14 protein-coding genes and 1 tRNA gene are annotated in these 16,718 nt (G+C 73.7%); 2 read left to right on the top strand and 13 right to left on the bottom strand.

All coding sequences use genetic code 11. From position 1 onward, the window contains the following. The 3 genes from ACFFHU_RS10350 to ACFFHU_RS10340 form a co-directional block, all read right to left on the bottom strand. Positions 1 to 1,245, bottom strand: coding sequence for an NAD(P)/FAD-dependent oxidoreductase (locus ACFFHU_RS10350; RefSeq protein WP_377337597.1), 1,245 nt, complete (start codon positions 1,243 to 1,245; stop codon positions 1 to 3). Beyond that, positions 1,220 to 3,430: an MMPL family transporter gene (locus ACFFHU_RS10345; RefSeq protein WP_377352258.1), complete on the bottom strand. Its 2,211-nt coding sequence runs from the start codon at positions 3,428 to 3,430 to the stop codon at positions 1,220 to 1,222. The genes ACFFHU_RS10350 and ACFFHU_RS10345 overlap by 26 nt, the downstream gene beginning before the upstream one ends. A 208-nt stretch (positions 3,431 to 3,638) precedes the next feature. Continuing rightward, positions 3,639 to 3,711: transfer RNA gene (locus ACFFHU_RS10340), tRNA-Asn, on the bottom strand. Between the two features lie 411 nt (positions 3,712 to 4,122). Here ACFFHU_RS10340 and ACFFHU_RS10335 point away from each other — a divergent pair. Beyond that, a complete protein-coding gene (locus ACFFHU_RS10335; protein ID WP_377337593.1) occupies positions 4,123 to 4,524 on the top strand; it encodes a hypothetical protein in 402 nt (133 codons plus the stop codon). A 170-nt stretch (positions 4,525 to 4,694) separates the two neighbouring features. Here the strand turns inward: ACFFHU_RS10335 and ACFFHU_RS10330 are convergent, their stop codons facing one another. The 10 genes from ACFFHU_RS10330 to ACFFHU_RS10285 all read right to left on the bottom strand — a co-directional run bounded on the left by ACFFHU_RS10330 (position 4,695) and on the right by ACFFHU_RS10285 (position 14,451). Next, positions 4,695 to 5,690, bottom strand: coding sequence for a polyprenyl synthetase family protein (locus tag ACFFHU_RS10330; RefSeq protein ID WP_377337657.1), 996 nt, complete (start codon positions 5,688 to 5,690; stop codon positions 4,695 to 4,697). 268 nt (positions 5,691 to 5,958) lie between these two features. Next, a complete protein-coding gene (locus ACFFHU_RS10325; protein ID WP_377337655.1) occupies positions 5,959 to 7,089 on the bottom strand; it encodes a YihY/virulence factor BrkB family protein in 1,131 nt (376 codons plus the stop codon). A gap of 148 nt (positions 7,090 to 7,237) precedes the next feature. Next, positions 7,238 to 8,047, bottom strand: a complete 810-nt coding sequence (locus ACFFHU_RS10320; RefSeq protein WP_377337591.1) for an ABC transporter permease — start codon at positions 8,045 to 8,047, stop codon at positions 7,238 to 7,240. 9 nt (positions 8,048 to 8,056) lie between these two features. Beyond that, positions 8,057 to 8,854: an ABC transporter permease gene (locus ACFFHU_RS10315; protein WP_377337589.1), complete on the bottom strand. Its 798-nt coding sequence runs from the start codon at positions 8,852 to 8,854 to the stop codon at positions 8,057 to 8,059. A 9-nt stretch (positions 8,855 to 8,863) separates the two neighbouring features. Then, positions 8,864 to 9,793 carry an ABC transporter ATP-binding protein gene (locus ACFFHU_RS10310; RefSeq protein ID WP_377337587.1) on the bottom strand — a complete coding sequence of 310 codons (930 nt, stop codon included), beginning with the start codon at positions 9,791 to 9,793 and terminating at the stop codon, positions 8,864 to 8,866. Between the two features lie 98 nt (positions 9,794 to 9,891). Further along, on the bottom strand, positions 9,892 to 10,431 hold the full coding sequence (locus ACFFHU_RS10305; protein WP_377337585.1) for a hypothetical protein: 540 nt from the start codon (positions 10,429 to 10,431) through the stop codon (positions 9,892 to 9,894). 2 nt (positions 10,432 to 10,433) lie between these two features. Further along, positions 10,434 to 12,311, bottom strand: a complete 1,878-nt coding sequence (dnaG, locus tag ACFFHU_RS10300) for a DNA primase (RefSeq protein WP_377337583.1) — start codon at positions 12,309 to 12,311, stop codon at positions 10,434 to 10,436. Between the two features lie 42 nt (positions 12,312 to 12,353). Further along, positions 12,354 to 12,605 carry a helix-turn-helix transcriptional regulator gene (locus ACFFHU_RS10295; protein WP_377337581.1) on the bottom strand — a complete coding sequence of 84 codons (252 nt, stop codon included), beginning with the start codon at positions 12,603 to 12,605 and terminating at the stop codon, positions 12,354 to 12,356. An 11-nt stretch (positions 12,606 to 12,616) separates the two neighbouring features. After that, positions 12,617 to 13,468, bottom strand: a complete 852-nt coding sequence (locus tag ACFFHU_RS10290) for an ABC transporter permease (protein ID WP_377337653.1) — start codon at positions 13,466 to 13,468, stop codon at positions 12,617 to 12,619. An 11-nt stretch (positions 13,469 to 13,479) separates the two neighbouring features. Beyond that, positions 13,480 to 14,451 carry an ABC transporter ATP-binding protein gene (locus tag ACFFHU_RS10285; RefSeq protein WP_377337579.1) on the bottom strand — a complete coding sequence of 324 codons (972 nt, stop codon included), beginning with the start codon at positions 14,449 to 14,451 and terminating at the stop codon, positions 13,480 to 13,482. A gap of 410 nt (positions 14,452 to 14,861) precedes the next feature. Between ACFFHU_RS10285 and argS the strand changes: the two genes are divergently transcribed. Beyond that, positions 14,862 to 16,670, top strand: a complete 1,809-nt coding sequence (gene argS / locus ACFFHU_RS10280; RefSeq protein ID WP_377337577.1) for an arginine--tRNA ligase — start codon at positions 14,862 to 14,864, stop codon at positions 16,668 to 16,670. Positions 16,671 to 16,718: the final 48 nt, after the last annotated feature.

Here is a 16,718-nt window from a genome sequence, read left to right as displayed (position 1 = left end):
TCAGCGGCGGAGGGTGGTGATGATCGCGCCGGCGGCGCGCCAGCCGCTGGCCAGGGCCCCCTGGATGGAGGGGCTGTCCCGGTGGTCGCCGGCCACCCAGAGTCCGTCGCCGAGGGCCACCGGCTGGCGCAGCCGGCCGCGCGGTGGCGGGGCGGCCGGGAGCGCGGCCGGCAGCGCCACGGTGGACAGATGGGTCCAGTCGGCGGTGTCCCGCCCGTACAGCCGGGTCAGCTCGGCCCGGACGACCGGTTCGGGCGGCGCGGCCGGGCCCACGACGGAGGTCGCCACCAGGTGCCGGCCGGGCGGCGCGTACGTCGGCACGGCGTTGCTGATCACCACGGTGTTCGCCACGATCTCCCGGCGGTCGCCGTCCAGCAGCAGCGTCGGCTCGGCCAGCGGCGGCGTCGGCGCGGCGTGGTAGTAGGTGGTGAGCGCGTGCATCCGCGGCCGGGGCAGCGCGGGCAGCAGGTCGGCCGCGCCCACCGGGTCGGTGGCCACCAGGATGGCCCGTCCGCGCAGCTCGCCGTTGTCGGTGCGGACCCGGCCCGGCGTCACGTCGCGGACCCGGACCCCGGTCCGCAGCCGGTCGGGGGGCAGCGGCGCGGCGACCGCCTCGGGCAGCCGGCGCATGCCGCCGGCCGGCAGACCGATCCGGCCCCGGGCGAACGACCGCAGCACCATGGTGAGCACGTGGCTGGAGGTCTCCAGCTGCCTGTCGGCGAAGACCCCGGACAGGAACGGCCGGAGCACCTCCTCGACGAGCCGGTCGGAGAGGCCGGCCCGGCGGAGCGCGCGCTCGGTGCTGACCTCCGGCGCGGCGAGCAGCCGCTGCGCCGGCAGCGCGGCCACGGCCCCGGCGAGGGCCGCGAAGCGTACCCGATCGGCCAGCGTGCCCACCCCGGCCCGCAGGCCGGACGCGGCCGTGCCGGGCTCCCGCAGCGGGTGGCTCAGCCGGTGCAGCCGGCCGGCCCGGCGGACCAGCACGCCCGAGGTGAAGCAGCCCAGACGCAGCGCCGGCAGGTCGACCAGCCGGCGCAGCCGCGGGTACGCCGTGTTGAGCACCTGGAAGCCGCGGTCGAGCAGGAAGCCGTCCCGCTCGTCGGTGGTCGCCCGGCCGCCCAGCCGGTCGGCGGCCTCGACGAGTTGCCAGGACAGGCCGGCCCGGTGCAGCCGGCGGGCGGCGGCCAGGCCGGCCAGGCCACCGCCCACGATGATGACGTCAGAGCTGCTCGACGGCCCGGTCACGCCGGTTGCCCTCCTCGGTGGCATCGGCCCGGGACAGGGCGCTGGGCCACCACATCTTCCGGCCGATGTCGTACGTCAGCGCGGGCACCAGCAGCGACCGGACGATGATGGTGTCCAGCAGCACCCCGGCCGCGACCGCCACGCCGATCTCGACGAGCACCACCAGCGGGAGCACCGCCAGCGCGGAGAACGTGGCCGCGAGCACCACGCCGGCCGAGGTGATCACGCCGCCGGTCACCACGAGCCCGCGCAGCACGCCGGTCCGGGTGCCGGCCTTGCCGGACTCCTCCCGGACCCGGGTCATCAGGAAGATGTTGTAGTCGATGCCCAGCGCGACCAGGAAGACGAACGCGAACAGCGGGAACGCCGCGTCCACCCCGGGGAAGCCGAACACGTACGTGAACAGCAGCGAGCAGAGCCCGAGGGTGGCCAGGAAGGACAGCACCACGGTGACGATGAGCAGGAGCGGCGCGACGATCGAGCGCAGCAGCAGGGCCAGGATCACCGCGATCACCGCGAGAACGACCGGGATGATGACGTTCCGGTCCCGTACGGAGGCGTCGGCCGTGTCCAGGTCGATCGCCGTGAAGCCACCCACCACCGCCTGCGCTCCGGGTACGGCGTGCACGGCCGTACGGATCTTGCGTACCGTCTCCTCGGCCTGCTGGCTGTCGGCCGGCGCGGCCAGGGTGGCCTGCAGCTGCACCCGCCCGTCGACCACCTTGGGCGCCGGCTCGGGCTGACCCTGACCCGGCTGGCCCGGCTGACCCTGACCCGGCTGGCCCGGCTGACCCTGACCCGGCTGACCGGACCCGCCGGGGGCGCCGGACCCGCCGGGCCCGCCCTGCGCGGGCAGCGGCTGTACGGCCGTCACCCCGGACACGCCCTTGGCGGCCGCGGCCACCTGGGTGGCGGTGTCGGTGGTGGTGAAGATCGTCACCGGGCTGCCCTGCCCGCCCGGGAAGTGCCGGTTGATGACCTCCTGGCCGATCTTCGAGTCGGTGTTCTGGGTGAACTGCTCGGTCTGGCCGAGCTTCGTGGCGCCCAACTGGGTGAGGCCGAACGCGAGCGCCACCAGGACGAGCGACGTGCCGAGCCAGACCGGTCGGGCCCGCCGGCCGACGAACCGGCCGACCGGCCGCCAGATCCGGCCGACGCTCGGCTGGTCGTCGTCGCGCGGCACGCGCGGCCAGAACGCCCAGCGCCCGCCGAGCAGCAGCAGCGCCGGCAGCAGGGTGAGCATGACGATCAGGGTGGCGCCGATGCCGACCGCCGAGACCGGGCCGAGCGAGCGATTGGAGTTGAGACTGGACAGCAACAGGCACAGCAGGCCGGCGATGACGGTGAGCCCGGAGGCGAGGATCGCCGGCGCGGCGCCGCGCCAGGCGGCCTTCATGGCGTCCACCGGCCGCGCGTGGTGGTGCAGTTCCTCCCGGTAGCGGGCGATCATCAGCAGCGCGTAGTCGGTTCCGGCGCCGAACACCAGCACCGTGAGGATGCCCTGGGACTGCCCGTTGAGCTTGATCAGGTCGGCCTTCGTCATGAAGTACACGGCCACGGCCGCCATCGTGTACGACATGCCGGCCGCCAGCAACGGGATGATCCACAGGATCGGGCTGCGGTAGACGATCAGCAGGATCACCAGCACGACGGCGAGGGTGACCAGCAGCAGCGGTCCGTCGATCGAGGAGAAGACCTCGACGAGGTCGGAGAGGATCCCGGCCGGCCCGGCCACGTGCACGGACAACCCGCCCGCATCCGTGCCGGCGATCGTCCGGAGCTGGTCGGTGACCGACCGGATCTGGTCGCCCTCGGCGCTGTCGATCGGCACCACCACCTGGAGCGCCTGGCCGTCCTGGCTGGGTATCGGCGGCGACAGCGGGGTGACCACGCCCTGGATCTGGGCGAACTTCTGGGCGTCGGCCGCGGCCCGGGCCTTGTCTGCGTCGGTGACCCCACCGGCGCGCTCGTACACGACCAGGGCCGGCGTGGTCTCCCGGTCGACGAAGCCCTTGGCCAGGTTCTGCGCCTTGGTGGCCTCGGCCTCCGCCGGCAGGAACGACGCGTTGTCGTTCGTGCTGACCTCGGCCAGCTTCCCCGAGTACGGGCCGGCGAACGCGCCGATCGCCAACCAGGCCACCACCACCGCCACGGCGATGGACACCGCCGTACGGGTCCGCATCATCCGCCCCCCAACTTCCGTGAATCGACGCAAAGAACGACGCACCGGAGTCTAGGGTGGCCGGGCCGGTGGCGCTGGGTCGACACCCACCCAACTACCCGCGGCATGCACCGCTACGCGGCGCGACCGCGGATATGACGACCCGGATGCGACAACCCGGATATGACGATGCCCGCCGGCGCGGGCCGACGGGCGATGATCGGAAGAAAAGCTCCCCCGTTTGGACTCGAACCAAAAACCTGCCGGTTAACAGCCGGCTGCTCTGCCAATTGAGCTACGGGGGATCGCGGTGGCCGGCATCGGGATCTCTCCCGCGCCGCGCGACGGCATAAGAGTACAGGACGATCCGCGCTCCCGGTCCACCGGGTATCCGGCCCACGCTCCCGCACCGCCGGCGCAGTGAACGCCGTTCGCTTCCGGGATCTTCGCCGCCCGGCGCGGGAACGCCGGGCGGTGCCGCCGAACCCGGCGGGTGCGGGGAACGCCGGGCGGCGCGGCGACTCCGCGGACGCGGGGACGCCGGGCGGGGCGCCGAACCCGCCTCTTCCGGGCTTCTTCCGCGCGTCCGCCGCCGGACAGGCATGAGCGGCGGGGAGGATGGGTAGGTAAGCAAGCACAGACGACGCAGGCAGCAAAAAAGGCCGCCCGGAGCAGGATCCGGGAGCAACGGAGCGTCAGGAACGAAAGGAGCCGCCATGCGCGGAAAGCTTCTGTTCATCGGCGGGCTGGCAACGGGCTTCGTCCTGGGCGCCCGAGCTGGCCGGGAGAAGTACGAGGAGCTGGTCGTCAAGGGGCGCAAGGTCCTGGATCACCCGAGCGTGCAGGAGGCCGCCGGCGTCGCTCAGGCGCAGGCCAACCGGCTGTACGCGGAGGGCAAGGACCGGCTCAGCCAGACCAAGCTGGGTGAGAAGCTCTCCACGAGCGACAGCGACACCACCACCCAGCTGACGACCGCGGATCGCGCCTTCGCCGGCACCCCGGCCGGTACGGGCACCAGCGGGACCAGCACCTCGACGGCCAGCACCACGTCGAGCAGCACGGGAACCCGCCCGAAGACCTCGGGTGGCGGCACCGGCGCCAACGGCACCACTCTGTAGCACCGGGGTAATGAAGGGGCCGGCAGCCTTCGGGCCGCCGGCCCCTTCGCCATCTCCCCGCCGGGCGCCGCCGCGCCCGGGCGGAGGGTAGGCCGCCGCTCGAACCGAGGGCCGGGCGCCACGCCCGGGCGGAGGGCCGGGCCGCTCCGCGGCCTCCCGCCGCGAACTGATCAGCTCCGGCGGGTCACCGCCGCGCTCGCGAGGCTGGCCAGGGCCGCCCGCGCCGGCTCGGGCAGCGGCGTGGCCGACAGCGCCGCCAGGGCCGCCCGGGCGCGTACCTCGATCATCTCCTCGACCCGCCCCCGCGCTCCGGTGCCGACGATGATGCCGCGCAGCTCGGCGGCGCCGGCCGGGTCCAGCCGCGGATCACCGAGCAGATCGCGGATCCGGGCCGCCTGGATCCGGTCGGCGCCCGCCCGGGTCAGCGCCATCAGCACCGTCGGCTTGCCCTCCCGCAGGTCGTCCAGGATCGGCTTGCCCGTCACGGCGGGGTCGCCGAAGACCCCGAGCAGGTCGTCGCGAAGTTGGAAGGCGTCGCCGAGCGGATCGCCGAAGGCGGCCAGCGCGGCCAGCAGCTCCCGATCGGCGCCCGCGAGCGCCGCGCCGATCTGCAACGGGCGGGTGACCGTGTAGCGGGCGGTCTTCAGCCGCACCACCCGCAGCGCCCGGTCCGCCGAGCCGCCCCGTGCCCCCGAGATGAGGTCCAGGTACTGGCCGGCGATCACCTCGGACCGCATCATGGCGTAGATCTCGCCGCCCCGGCGCACCGCCGCGGGCCCCAGCCCGCAGCCGGCGAACATCTCCGCGGACCAGGCCGCGCAGAGCCGGCCGCAGAGCAGGGCCGCGTTCCGCCCGTACCCGGCCGGATCGCCCCGCCGAGCCGAGCGGGCGTGTACGGCGGCCAGGTGCCGGTGCGCCGAGGGCCTGCCCCGGCGCAGGTCGCTGCCGTCCATGATGTCGTCGTGGATCAGGGCGAAGGCGTGGAACAGCTCGAGCGCGGCCGCGGCGGTCACGATGGGCCGCCCGTCCGCGCCGCCCGCGGCGCGCCAGCCCCAGTAGCAGAACCGTGGCCGCAGCCGCTTGCCGCCGTCCAGCACGAACCGGCGGAGCAGGTCGAACGCCTCGGGCGGCGTACCGGACCGGCCGTCGGGTCCCCGCCCGTCCATGAAGTCCCGCAGCTCGGCGTCGATCCGGCGGCGCAGGTCGCCGTCGGACCGCGCCGGCTCACCGCCGTGGGCGGCCTCGGGTGGGGCAGCCGCGGGGTCCGGCGCCGGCACCCGCATGCTCCGCTCCCCACGGCCGAGATCCATCCTGGACCCAACCATAGCGGCTGATCGATGACGGATCCGCGCCGTCCGGGGCCGGGCAGCCGGCGACCCCCTCCCCCACACCATGTCTGCGAGGTCGGGGGCCGGGTGACCCGGGTGGCATCGATCAGTCGCGGCTCGCGTCGCTCGCTCCGCCGGAGAACCGAGCCTCGTCCTCCTTGGACAGCTTCCGGTCGTCCCGCAGCTCGACGAAGGGCTCCTTGTCCGGCGGGCGTAGCCCGGCCGCGATGGCCCGGCTGCGTTCCAGCTCCGCGTCCAGCTCGGCGCCGAGCAGGATGGCCACGTTGGTCAGCCAGAGCCAGACCAGGAAGATGATTACACCGGCCAGTGCGCCGTACGTCTTGTTGTACGAGCCGAAGTTGGCCACGTAGAACGCGAAGCCGCCCGAGACGACCAGCCAGATGATCACGGCGAAGATGCCGCCCGGGGTGACCCAGCGGAAGCCGCCGTGCCGGGCGTTGGGCGAGGCCCAGTAGAGCAGGGCGAAGATGAGGCTGACCAGGAGCAGCAGCACGGGCCACTTGGCGATGCTCCACACCGTGACCCCGGTGGAGCCCAGCCCGATGGCGCTGCCGGCCTTCTCGGCGAACTTGCCGGTGAACACCACGATGAACAGGCTGGCCAGCACCATCAGCCCGACCGCGCCGGTGACCGCCACCCGGATCGGCAGGGTCTTCCAGATCGGCCGCCCTTCCGGCACGTCGTAGATGGCGTTGGCGGCCCGCATGAACGCGCCGATGTAGCCGGATGCCGACCAGTACGCGCCGAGCAGACCGAGGATCGCCACCAGACCGGCGCCGCGGCTCGCGCCGAGCTGCGTCATGGCGTCGCCGATGATCTTCTTGACGTTCTCCTGCGGCACCATGCCGGTGAGGCTGTTCTGCAGCGATTCCCGGGTGTCACCCGGCAGCAGGCCGAGGACCGAGACCAGCACCAGCAGCGCGGGGAACAGCGACAGCACCCCGTAGTAGGTGAGCGCGGCGGCCCAGTCGGTCAGGTTGTCGTCCTGAAACTCCTTGACGGTCCGCTTGAGCGCGGCCCACATGCTGGTCCCGGGCAGATCGGTGGGGCTGTCCGGGCCGTCGTCCGGACCGACCGGCGCGGCCGGGTCGTCCCGACCGTCCCACGCGTCCGGGTCGGCCCGGTCGGCCGGGTCGCGGCCGTCCCAGGCGTCCGGATCGGCCGGCTCGCGGCTGTCCCGAGCGCTGCGGCCAGTGCCGGGCTGGTCGGCGGCCATGGCCCCACCTCCATCGTCGTCCGTCGTCCTCGGCATCCCTCGTCCTCGGACTGGTCGGACTATGCCCCGACCGCGGGCCGGCTAACCGCTCGTCCTGCGTCGGTCGCGCCCTGCCCGACCGCGCCGGCCGCGACGGCGGGTCACGCGATCACGTGTAGAGCTTCGCGGCCATCCGCCGGGACGCCACCGCGAGGCCCAGTGCGGTGAGCCCGATCAGGTAGCCGAGGTCGATCAGCCAGGACCAGCCGGCGCCCCCGATGGTCACGCCCCGGACCAGATCGACGGACCGGTAGAGCGGGGTGACCTCGATCAGCCAGCGCAGCGCCGCCGGGTAGGAGTCGGCCGGCACGAAGGTGCCGGAGAACAGGAAGAGCACGAACTGGGCCGAGGCCAGCAGGTCGAAGTCCTGCCAGCTGCGCATCAGGGTGGAGAGCGTCATGCCCAGCGCGCCGAAGGTGAACCCGATCAGCACGGCCGCCGGCAGAGCCAGCAGCGCCCGGCCGGCCGAGGTGAGGTCGAGCAGCACCATGATCACCAGGAAGGCGGCCGAGTAGAGCGTGCCGCGCACCATGGCCCAGCCCAGCTCGCCGAGGGCGATCTCGAAGGGCCGCACGGGGGTGGCCAGGATGCCCTCGTACAGCTTCATGTACTTCATCTTGCCGAAGAAGTTGAAGGTGGTTTCGGCCATGGCGCCGGTCATGGCCGAGGAGGCCAACATGGCCGGCGCCACGAACGCGGCGTACTCCACCACCCGGCCGTCGGGCAGGGTGAGCCGGTGCACCAGCGCGCCCACCCCAACGCCGATGGAGAGCAGGTAGAGCAGCGGCTCGAAAAAGCCGGAGATCAACACGATCCAGTACGCGGACTTGAGCGCGGCCACGTTGCGCTCGGCCACCGAGGCCGACCGCCGGGGAGCGCCCTCGAAGCTGACCAGCCGGGGCAGGACGAGAGTGACCACGAAGATCTCCTAAACCACGAGCCGGCGGCGGAACCGGGCCCGCGCCAGGAGCCAGCCGACGGCCGACCAGCCGGCGAGGACGAGCAGGTGACCGGGCACCGACCACTCCGGCGGAACGCCGAGGGTGGCCGCCCGGCACAGGTCGACGCCGTGCCACAGCGGCAACGCGTACGCGCCCGCGCGCAGCACCGCCGGCAGCGAGCCGACCGGGAAGAACACCCCGGAGAACAGGGTCATCGGGATGACCCCGAACCGGAACAGCAGGGCCAGGTAGCTGTCGCTGGAGACCGAGGCGGTGTAGCCGAACACCGGGGCCGCCACCGACAACCCCACCAGGACCAGCACGGGCAGCGTCGCGAGCGCCCAGGCCGAGTGCACCGCGCCGAACGCGGCCGCCACGGCGAGGAAGACGGCGCCGCTGGCGAGCACCCGGAGGCAGACGAAGGCCAGGTGGCCGCCGAGCACGTCGCGGATCCGCAGCGGCGCGGACGCCTGGGCGAAGTAGATCTTGATCCACTCGAAGTTGCCGAACACCGGCCAGGTCGCCTCGCCCACCGCCACCTGGGCCGCGGTGGAGGCCACCAACCCGGGCACCACGTAGTCGAAGTAGCGCACCCCGGACACCCCGCCGGTGACATACGCCCCGACCCCCAGCCCGAAGCCGAGCATGCTGAGCACCGGCAGCAGGAACGAGGAGAGCACGCTGGCCCGCCAGGTGCGCCGGTAGCTCACCAGGTAGTACTCCAGGACCGCCAGCCCCGGCCACCGGGGCGGCCCGGGCGTCACCCGCCGGTCCACCGACACCACGAGACCTCCTCAGTCCACCAGCGTGCGGCCGGTGAGGTGCAGGAACACGTCCTCCAGGCTGCTGCGCCGGACCAGCACGCTGGCCGGGACGAGCGCCCGGGCGTTCACCGTGGCCACCGCCGCGTCGCCGTCCGGCACGTACAGCAGGATCCGGTCCGGCAGCACCTCGACCCGGTCGCCGATCCCGCTCAGCTTGTCGGCGAACGCCTCCTGGGACTCGGCCGCGAACCGCAGCTCGACCACCTCCCGGGTGGAATATCGCTCGATCAGCTCGCGCGGCGACCCCTCGGCGGCGATCCGGCCGCCGTCCATCACCACGAGCCGGTCGCACAGCTGCTCGGCCTCGTCCATGTAGTGGGTGGTGAGCACCAGCGTCACGCCCTGCTGCTTGAGCCGGAACAGCCGTTCCCACACCAGGTGCCGGGCCTGCGGGTCCAGCCCGGTGGTGGGCTCGTCGAGCAGCACGAGGTCGGGCTCGTTCACCAGCGCCCGGGCGATGGTGAGCCGCCGCTTCATGCCGCCGGAGAGCGGGTCGACCTTGCTGTTGGCCCGGTCGGTGAGCTGGACGAAGTCGAGCAGCTCGGTGGCCCGCTCCCGGGCCACCCGGCGCGGGATGCCGAAGTAGCGGGCGTAGGTGGTGAGGTTTTCCCGGACGGTCAGCTCCTGGTCGAGGTTGTCCAGCTGCGGGCAGACGCCCAGGCGGGCGCGGATCTGCGTGCCCTGCCGCACCGGATCCATGCCGAGGATGGTCAGCTCACCCCCGCTGGGCGGGGAGACGCAGCCGATCATCCGCATCGTGGACGACTTGCCGGCGCCGTTCGGCCCGAGGAACCCGAACGCCTCCCCCGGCCGGACGTCGACGTCGATCCCCGCCACGGCGGTGAAGTCGCCGAACCGTTTCACCAGGTTGCGGGCGCGGATGAGCGGTGGCTGAGGCACGCACCCGACCCTAGCCGCCGGGTCCGACAGCACCCACCGGGTTTCGCCGCCCGCCGCGGCCGGTCACCGCCACCCGTCGCGGTGGCGCCCGCGGCCGATCAAAGCCCGGCGGGGGTGGCTGCGGCCCGCGCGGCCGCCACCAGCTCGCCGGTCCGGTCGACCACGGCCGGATCGTCGGCCGGCGTCCCCGGGTCGTACCGGACCGTCCAGGTCAGCCCGTCCACCCCGCTCACCCGGCGGCCCACCACCCGCAGGCCGCCGCGGTCGAGCCGGTGGTGCACCGTGTAGCCCACCGACCGGGTCAGCCGGGCGCGTACCTGCTCGGGCAGGTCGCCCGGGGCGAGCAGCAGATAGGTCCGGACCGGCGCGTCGGCCACCACGAGGTAGCCGTCCCGCTCGGCCGTGCCGGTGGCGGGCGTCACCGCCAGCTCCCGGCCGGACCACACCGCCTTGTGCAGCTCGTGCCAGCCCGGCCGCTCGGCGACGTCCGGCAGCCACAGCCCCCGGTTGGTGGCCACCACCACCCCGTCCCCGCCGCCGGACTCGCCCACCTCGGCCCAGGCCAGCACCCGTTCGTCGGCGGCCAGCGCCGGCCGCCGATCCGCCGGCAACTTGGGCCGGCGCCGGAACAGTCCCATTTCTAAAGCCCTCCCGCCGCCTGCTCGCGCAGCGCCCGCGCGTGCTGTTCCAGCGAGAGCAGCTCGCCGAAGAGCGCGAAGTACTCGTCCTTGCTGGCCACCGGATTCACCCGCTGGATCTTGGACTTGAGGTCCCGGATGCGTGCCGTCACCGAGCCGACCTCCAACCGCGCCAGCGTGATGGAGACGTACCGCGGGTCGGGCTCGCCGTCGATCCGCAGCGGCTCGACGGCCAGCTCCCCGACCAGGGCCGCAGCGGCGAGATCACCGCAGGCGTCCCGGACGCGTTCGATCCAGACGGCGCCGCCGGTGGCCGTTGCGGCGCCGCCGGCGCCGTCGACCGCGACCCGCACCGCCCGGTGTACGGGGTGCAGGTACGCGTCCGGGCCGAGCGCGTCGAACATCGGCCCGGCCAGCACCGGAACCTGCAGGGCGAGCTTCAGCGCCTCCCGCTCGACCAGGGACTGCGGGCTGTCGATCGTCGGCTCGGGGCGGCGGGGCGCGGGCGGGTCGGCGGGCCGGCGGTCCCCGCGCGCGGCGGGCGGCTGCTGCGACCCGGCGGCCAGCACGGCCCGCTGCACCGGCTCGATCTCCATGCCGAGGTCACCGGCCAGCTTCCGGACGTACTCCGGTCGCTTCTCCCGGTCCTTGATCTTGGCGACCAGCGGCGCGGTGTGCCGCATCGCCTCCACCCGACCATCGACGGTGTCCAGGTCGTACCGGCTGATGATCTGGCGCAGCGCGAAGTCGACCAGCGGCTCGCGGCGGGCGACCAGGTCGCGCACGGCCATGTCGCCCTTGGCCAGCCGCAGCTCGCAGGGGTCCATGTTGTCCGGGCTCACGGCGATGAAGGTACGTCCGACGAAGCGCTGGTCCTCCTCGAACGCGCGCAGCGCCGCCTTCTGCCCGGCCGCGTCCCCGTCGAAGGTGTAGATGATCTCCCCACCCCGGCCGTCCGTGTCCATGAGCAGCCGGCGGAGCACGCCGATGTGGTCGGCGCCGAACGCCGTGCCGCAGGTGGCCACCGCGACCGGCACGTCGGCCAGGTGGCAGGCCATCACGTCGGTGTAGCCCTCGACGATCACCGCCCGACCCTGTTTGGCGATCTCCCGCTTGGCCTGGTCGAGGCCGTAGAGCACGTGCGACTTCTTGTAGATCGGCGTCTCGGGGGTGTTGAGGTATTTCGGACCGTCGTCGTCGTCGAACAGCTTCCGCGCGCCGAACCCGATGACGTCGCCGGCCAGGTCCCGGATCGGCCACAGCAGCCGGCGGCGGAACCGGTCGATCAGCGAACCGGACCGCGCCTGCCGGGACAGCCCCGCGGTGATCAGCTCCTGGGTGGTGAAGCCCTTCTGCCGCAGGTGCCGGGTGAGCGGATCCCAGCCCTCGGGCGCGAAGCCGCAGCCGTACCGCTGCGCGGCGGCCCGGTCGAAGCCGCGGCTGGCCAGGAACTCCCGGGCCGCCCGCGCGCCCGGCGTGCCGAGCTGCCCGGCATAGAACTCGACGGCCGCCGCGTGCGCGGCCACCAGCCGCTGCTTCTGGCCCTGCTGGGCGCGGATGGGGGCCGGACCGGCCTCGATGTACCGCAGCTGGATGCCGGCCCGGTCGGCCAGCCGCTCCACCGACTCGACGAACGTCAGGTGCTCGGCGTCCATCAGGAAGGAGATGGCGTCCCCGCCCTTGCCGCAGCCGAAGCAGTAGAAGACGTTCCGGGCGGGCGAGACGTTGAACGACGGCGACTTCTCGTCGTGGAACGGGCACAGCCCCTTGAGGTTGCCGCCGCCCGCGGGACGGAGCGTGACGGACTCGGAGATGATGTCGGCGATGGCGGTGCGTTCCCGGACCAGTGTGATGTCCTCGTCCCGGATCCGCCCAGCCATCTGCCACCCCCTTACCGATACATCCTGCCCTGTGCCGGCGATCTATCCCGCTCGGGGTCCGGCGGAGGTGTCCTCGCCGAGCCGGGGGAACGGCTCCACCGAGAAGACCACCTCCACCGGCACCTGGAAGTACGCGGCGATCCGCAGCGCCAGGTGCAGGCTGGGCCGGAACTCGCCGCGCTCCAGGTAACCCACCGTCTGGTAGTGCACCCCGAGCGCGTCGGCCAGCTGGCGGCGGGAGATGCCGCGTTCGGCGCGCAGCATGGAGATCCGGTTGTAGACCGTCTCACTCATCGACGCGCCTCTCAGTTCACCCGCTGCATGGCCTTCTCCCGGCGCGCGGCCACCCGGGAGCCGGACTCCCGGCGGGCCATCCGGCGCAGCACCACGGGCGCCAGCACCAGCCCGAGGACCGCCCAGACCCCCAGCGCGAGCGCGGTCTCCAGGTGCCGCCAGGAGTGCCCCAGCTCCACCGCGGCCATGCCGTCCGGCAGCAGCGCCGAGCGCATGCCCAACCCTAGCCAGTAGATCGGCAGCGCCTGGCCGACGGCCTGGACCCAGCCGGGCAGGCTGTTGATCGGGTAGAAGATGCCGGAGATGGCGATCGAGCCCATGATCGGCAGCACGATCAGGCCGAAGTTGCGGGCGTCCTCGAAGAGCGAGCCGAGAACCGCGCCGATCGGCAGCGTGGCCAGCAGGCCCAGCACCACCACCCAGAGCAGGGTCAACCAGCCGCCCACGCCGTGGATCGCCAGCCCGTGCAGGAACAGGGTGGCGGGCACCACCTGCAGGACCAGGCCGATGAGCGCCACGCAGGCGATGGACACGACCTTGCCGATCAGGTAGCCGAGCATCCCGTTCGGGACGGCCTTGGCCCGCAGCAGGGTGCCGTCCTCCCGCTCGACCAGGAGTTGCTGGGCCACCCCGACCATGCCGGTGAAGGCCAGCCCCATGCCGAGGGTGCTGGGCAGCGTCCGGGTGCCGAGCGAGAAGGTGGTGCCGGGCACCGTCGAATTGCGCATGAAGAACATCACGATCAGCAGGATGGCCGTGGGAAAGAAGTAGCCCCACAGGTCCTGCCAGTTGGCGAACGAGTTGCGCAGCTCGGTCCAGCCGCGCGAGACGCCGGCGCGCACGGCGGCGGTGGTGGGGTTCAGCGTGCTGGGGTTCATCGTCCCGACTCCTCCAGGGCGCGGACGGCGGCGCCGCCCGCGGCGCCCGTCTCCTGCTCGTAGACCATGGCCATGTAGGTGTCCTCCAGGCTCGTCCGGCGCACCTCGAGGTCGTCGACCGCGTCGCCGTGCTGCCGGAACAGCTCCCGCACGAACCGGGTGGCGTCGGCCGTGGCGTGCACGAACCGGTCCCCGTCGATGCTCCAGCGGACCTCCGCCTCGCCGGCCACCTGCCGGGCGAGCTGGTCGGCCGAGCCGTCCGCGATGATCCGACCGCCGGCCAGGATCAGGATCCGGTCGGCCAGCTTCTCCGCCTCATCCAGGTCGTGCGTGGTGAGCAGGATGGTGGTGTCGTCCAGGTCGGCGAGCCGGTGCACCAGGTCGTGGAACTCGCGCCGGGCCGCCGGGTCGAAGCCGACCGTGGGCTCGTCCAGGAACAGCAGCTCGGGCCGGCCGACGATGCCGACCGCGACGTCCAGCCGGCGGCGCTGGCCGCCGGAGAGCTGCCGCACCCGCCGGCCCGCCTGCTCGGTGAGGCCGACGGCCGCGAGCAGTTCGTCCACCTCCCACGGGCGGCGGATCCGGTCGGTGGAGTAGGCGGCGTAGAACGAGCCGAGGTGCGCGAGCAGCTCGCGGACCCGCCACTTGCCGTGGTCCCGCCAGGACTGCAGGACCACGCCGACCCGGGCCCGCCAGATCTCGCCGGCCCGTCCCGGGTCGGCGCCCAGCACCCGCACCGCACCGGCCGAGCGCAGCCGGAAGCCCTCGAGGATCTCGATGGTCGTGGTCTTGCCGGCGCCGTTCGGCCCGAGCAGCGCCAGCACCTCGCCGCGCCGGGCCGTGAAGCTGACCCCGTGCAGCACGTCGGTCGTCCCGTACCGCATGCGCAGGTCGCGCACGTCCAGCACCAGGTCGTCATCCGGTGGGTCGGCCTGGTGGACCGGTTCCGGCTCCCGCACGGTTGTCACAGCTCTCCCCCTAAGCATCTAACCAGTACCGCAGAATGTAGCAGGTGTACTACATCGCCGGGAGCCCCCCGAGTCGGGTAAAGTTCCCGTCATCCGGCGTCGAGGTTTCGACGCCGCCGAGCGCGAAGGCGGTGGTCGTGGTGGCACACCCGATCCGGCGCCGCGCGCTCCGACGACGATGAGGCCGCGCCTCCGCTGAGCCGCGCCCGCGCCGGTCACCCGCCGCGCGCCCGTTCGCCGCCGCCGACACCATGTCCACCGGTACGACCGACCCGGTCCACGGGTACGCGTCGGCCGGCCGGTCCCCGCGCTCCCGCCGCAACGCCGGACGCGCGCCCATCGCTCCGTAACCCGCCGCTCCGGCCGCCGGACCGGCGGACCCGACCGCACAGTCCACAGAGGATGTCCTGATGCCCAGCCTCGCCACGCTCGTCGCCGACCGGATCACCGCCGCCACCGACCGGACGCTGCCCGGCGCCGGGCCGTTCGACCCGCGGGTACGCCGATCGGAGCGGGCCGACCTGCAGGCGGACGGCCTGCTCGGGCTGGCCCGGTCGACCGGGCGGGCGCCGCGGGAGGCGGCCGCCGCGGTGGCCGGGACGCTGGCCGGGGACGACCTCGTGGCCGCCTGCGTGGCCGCCGGGCCGGGCTTCCTCAACATCACCCTCGCCGACGCGGCGCTCTGGCAGCGCGTCGCCGCCCTGCTGGCCGACCCCCGCTCGGGCGCCGGCCGGCCTCAGCGGGGCGTCCGGACCGTGGTCGACTACTCGTCGCCCGGGGTCGCCAAGGAGATGCACGTCGGCCACCTGCGCTCCACCATCATCGGTGACGCGCTGGTGCGGGTGCTCGAATTCCTCGGCGGGACGGTGCTGCGGCAGAACCACATCGGCGACTGGGGCACCCAGTTCGGCATGCTCATCCAGCACCTCATGGAGCGGCGGCCGGGCGCGGATGCCGACCCGGACGATCCGGGTCCGGCGGGCGGCGCGACGGTGGGGGACGCGACTGCCGGGGGGTCGACGCCCGGCGGCGGCGCCGCCGCGGTGCGCCGGCTCACCGCGCTCTACCAGGAGGCCCGGCTGCGGTTCGACACCGACCCCGCCTTCGTCGAGCGGTCCCGGAACCGGGTGGTGGCCCTGCAGGCCGGCGACCCCGCCACGCTGGCCGCCTGGCGGTCCATGGTGGCCGAGTCGACCCGGTACTTCAGCGAGGTCTACGACCTGCTCGGCGTGCGGCTGACCGCCGGCGACATCCGCGGCGAGAGCGCGTACAACGATCAGCTCGCCGGCGTGGTGGCGGAGCTGGAGCGCGCCGGCGTGGCCCGGGTCAGCGAGGGCGCCCTGTGCGTCTTCTTCGCCGACGTGCGCGGCCCGGACGGGGCGCCCGTACCGCTGATCGTGCGCAAGCGCGACGGCGGGTACGGCTACCCGGCCACCGACCTGGCGGCGCTGCGGCACCGGGTCCGGACGCTGGCCGCGGACCGGCTGCTCTACCTCACCGACGTGCGGCAGGCGCTGCACTTCCGGATGGTCTTCGACACCGCCCGGCGGGCCGGCTGGCTGCCCGACCCGGTGTCCGCCGAACACCTCACGTTCGGCGCGGTCCTCGGCCCGGACGGCCGGCCGCTGAAGACCCGGGCCGGCGACGCCGTGCGGCTGGCCGAGCTGCTGGACGCGGCGGTGGACCGGGCCCGGGCGGTGGTGGCGGCCAAGAACCCGGACCTGCCGCCGGCCGAGCTGGCCGCGCGGGCCCGGCAGGTGGGCATCGGCGCGGTGAAGTACGCCGACCTGTCCACCGGCCGGGGCCGGGACTACGTCTTCGACCTCGACCGGATGCTCGCGCTGACCGGCAACACCGGGGTCTACCTCCAGTACGCGCACGCCCGGATCCGGTCGCTGCTGCGCCGGGCCGGCGAGCCGGTCCACCCCGACCGGATCGCGCCGGACATCCCGTTGACCGGGCCCGAGCGGCGGTTGGTGCTGCACCTGGACGGCTTCGGCGATCTGCTCGCCGAGGTGGCCCGCACCGCCGAGCCGCACCGGCTCTGCGGCTGGCTGTACGCGTTGGCACAGGCGTACACGGACTTCTACGAGCACTGCCCGGTGCTGCGGGCGCCGGCCGGCGTCCGGGAGAACCGGCTGGCGCTCAGCGCGCTCACCGGCGAGGTCCTGCGCACCGGCCTGGACCTGCTCGGCATCGCCGCGCCGGCCGAGCTCTGACCGGCGCCGCACTCCCGGCGCGGCGGCCGAGCTCTGACCGGCGCCGCA

The sequence above is a fragment of the Plantactinospora siamensis genome, assembly GCF_042434095.1.
In the GTDB taxonomy this organism is placed as follows: domain Bacteria; phylum Actinomycetota; class Actinomycetes; order Mycobacteriales; family Micromonosporaceae; genus KBS50.
This window is presented reverse-complemented; position numbering and strand designations above follow the sequence as displayed.

Bases quoted from the DNA above. Each gene is read 5' to 3' on its own strand.
- ACFFHU_RS10345 (WP_377352258.1), bottom strand. From the start codon at position 3,430: ATGATGCGGACCCGTACGGCGGTGTCCATCGCCGTGGCGGTGGTGGTG.
- ACFFHU_RS10335 (WP_377337593.1), top strand. From the start codon at position 4,123: ATGCGCGGAAAGCTTCTGTTCATCGGCGGGCTGGCAACGGGCTTCGTC.
- ACFFHU_RS10330 (WP_377337657.1), bottom strand. From the start codon at position 5,690: ATGGACGGGCGGGGACCCGACGGCCGGTCCGGTACGCCGCCCGAGGCG.
- ACFFHU_RS10325 (WP_377337655.1), bottom strand. From the start codon at position 7,089: ATGGCCGCCGACCAGCCCGGCACTGGCCGCAGCGCTCGGGACAGCCGC.
- ACFFHU_RS10305 (WP_377337585.1), bottom strand. From the start codon at position 10,431: ATGGGACTGTTCCGGCGCCGGCCCAAGTTGCCGGCGGATCGGCGGCCG.
- dnaG (WP_377337583.1), bottom strand. From the start codon at position 12,311: ATGGCTGGGCGGATCCGGGACGAGGACATCACACTGGTCCGGGAACGC.
- ACFFHU_RS10295 (WP_377337581.1), bottom strand. From the start codon at position 12,605: ATGAGTGAGACGGTCTACAACCGGATCTCCATGCTGCGCGCCGAACGC.
- argS (WP_377337577.1), top strand. From the start codon at position 14,862: ATGCCCAGCCTCGCCACGCTCGTCGCCGACCGGATCACCGCCGCCACC.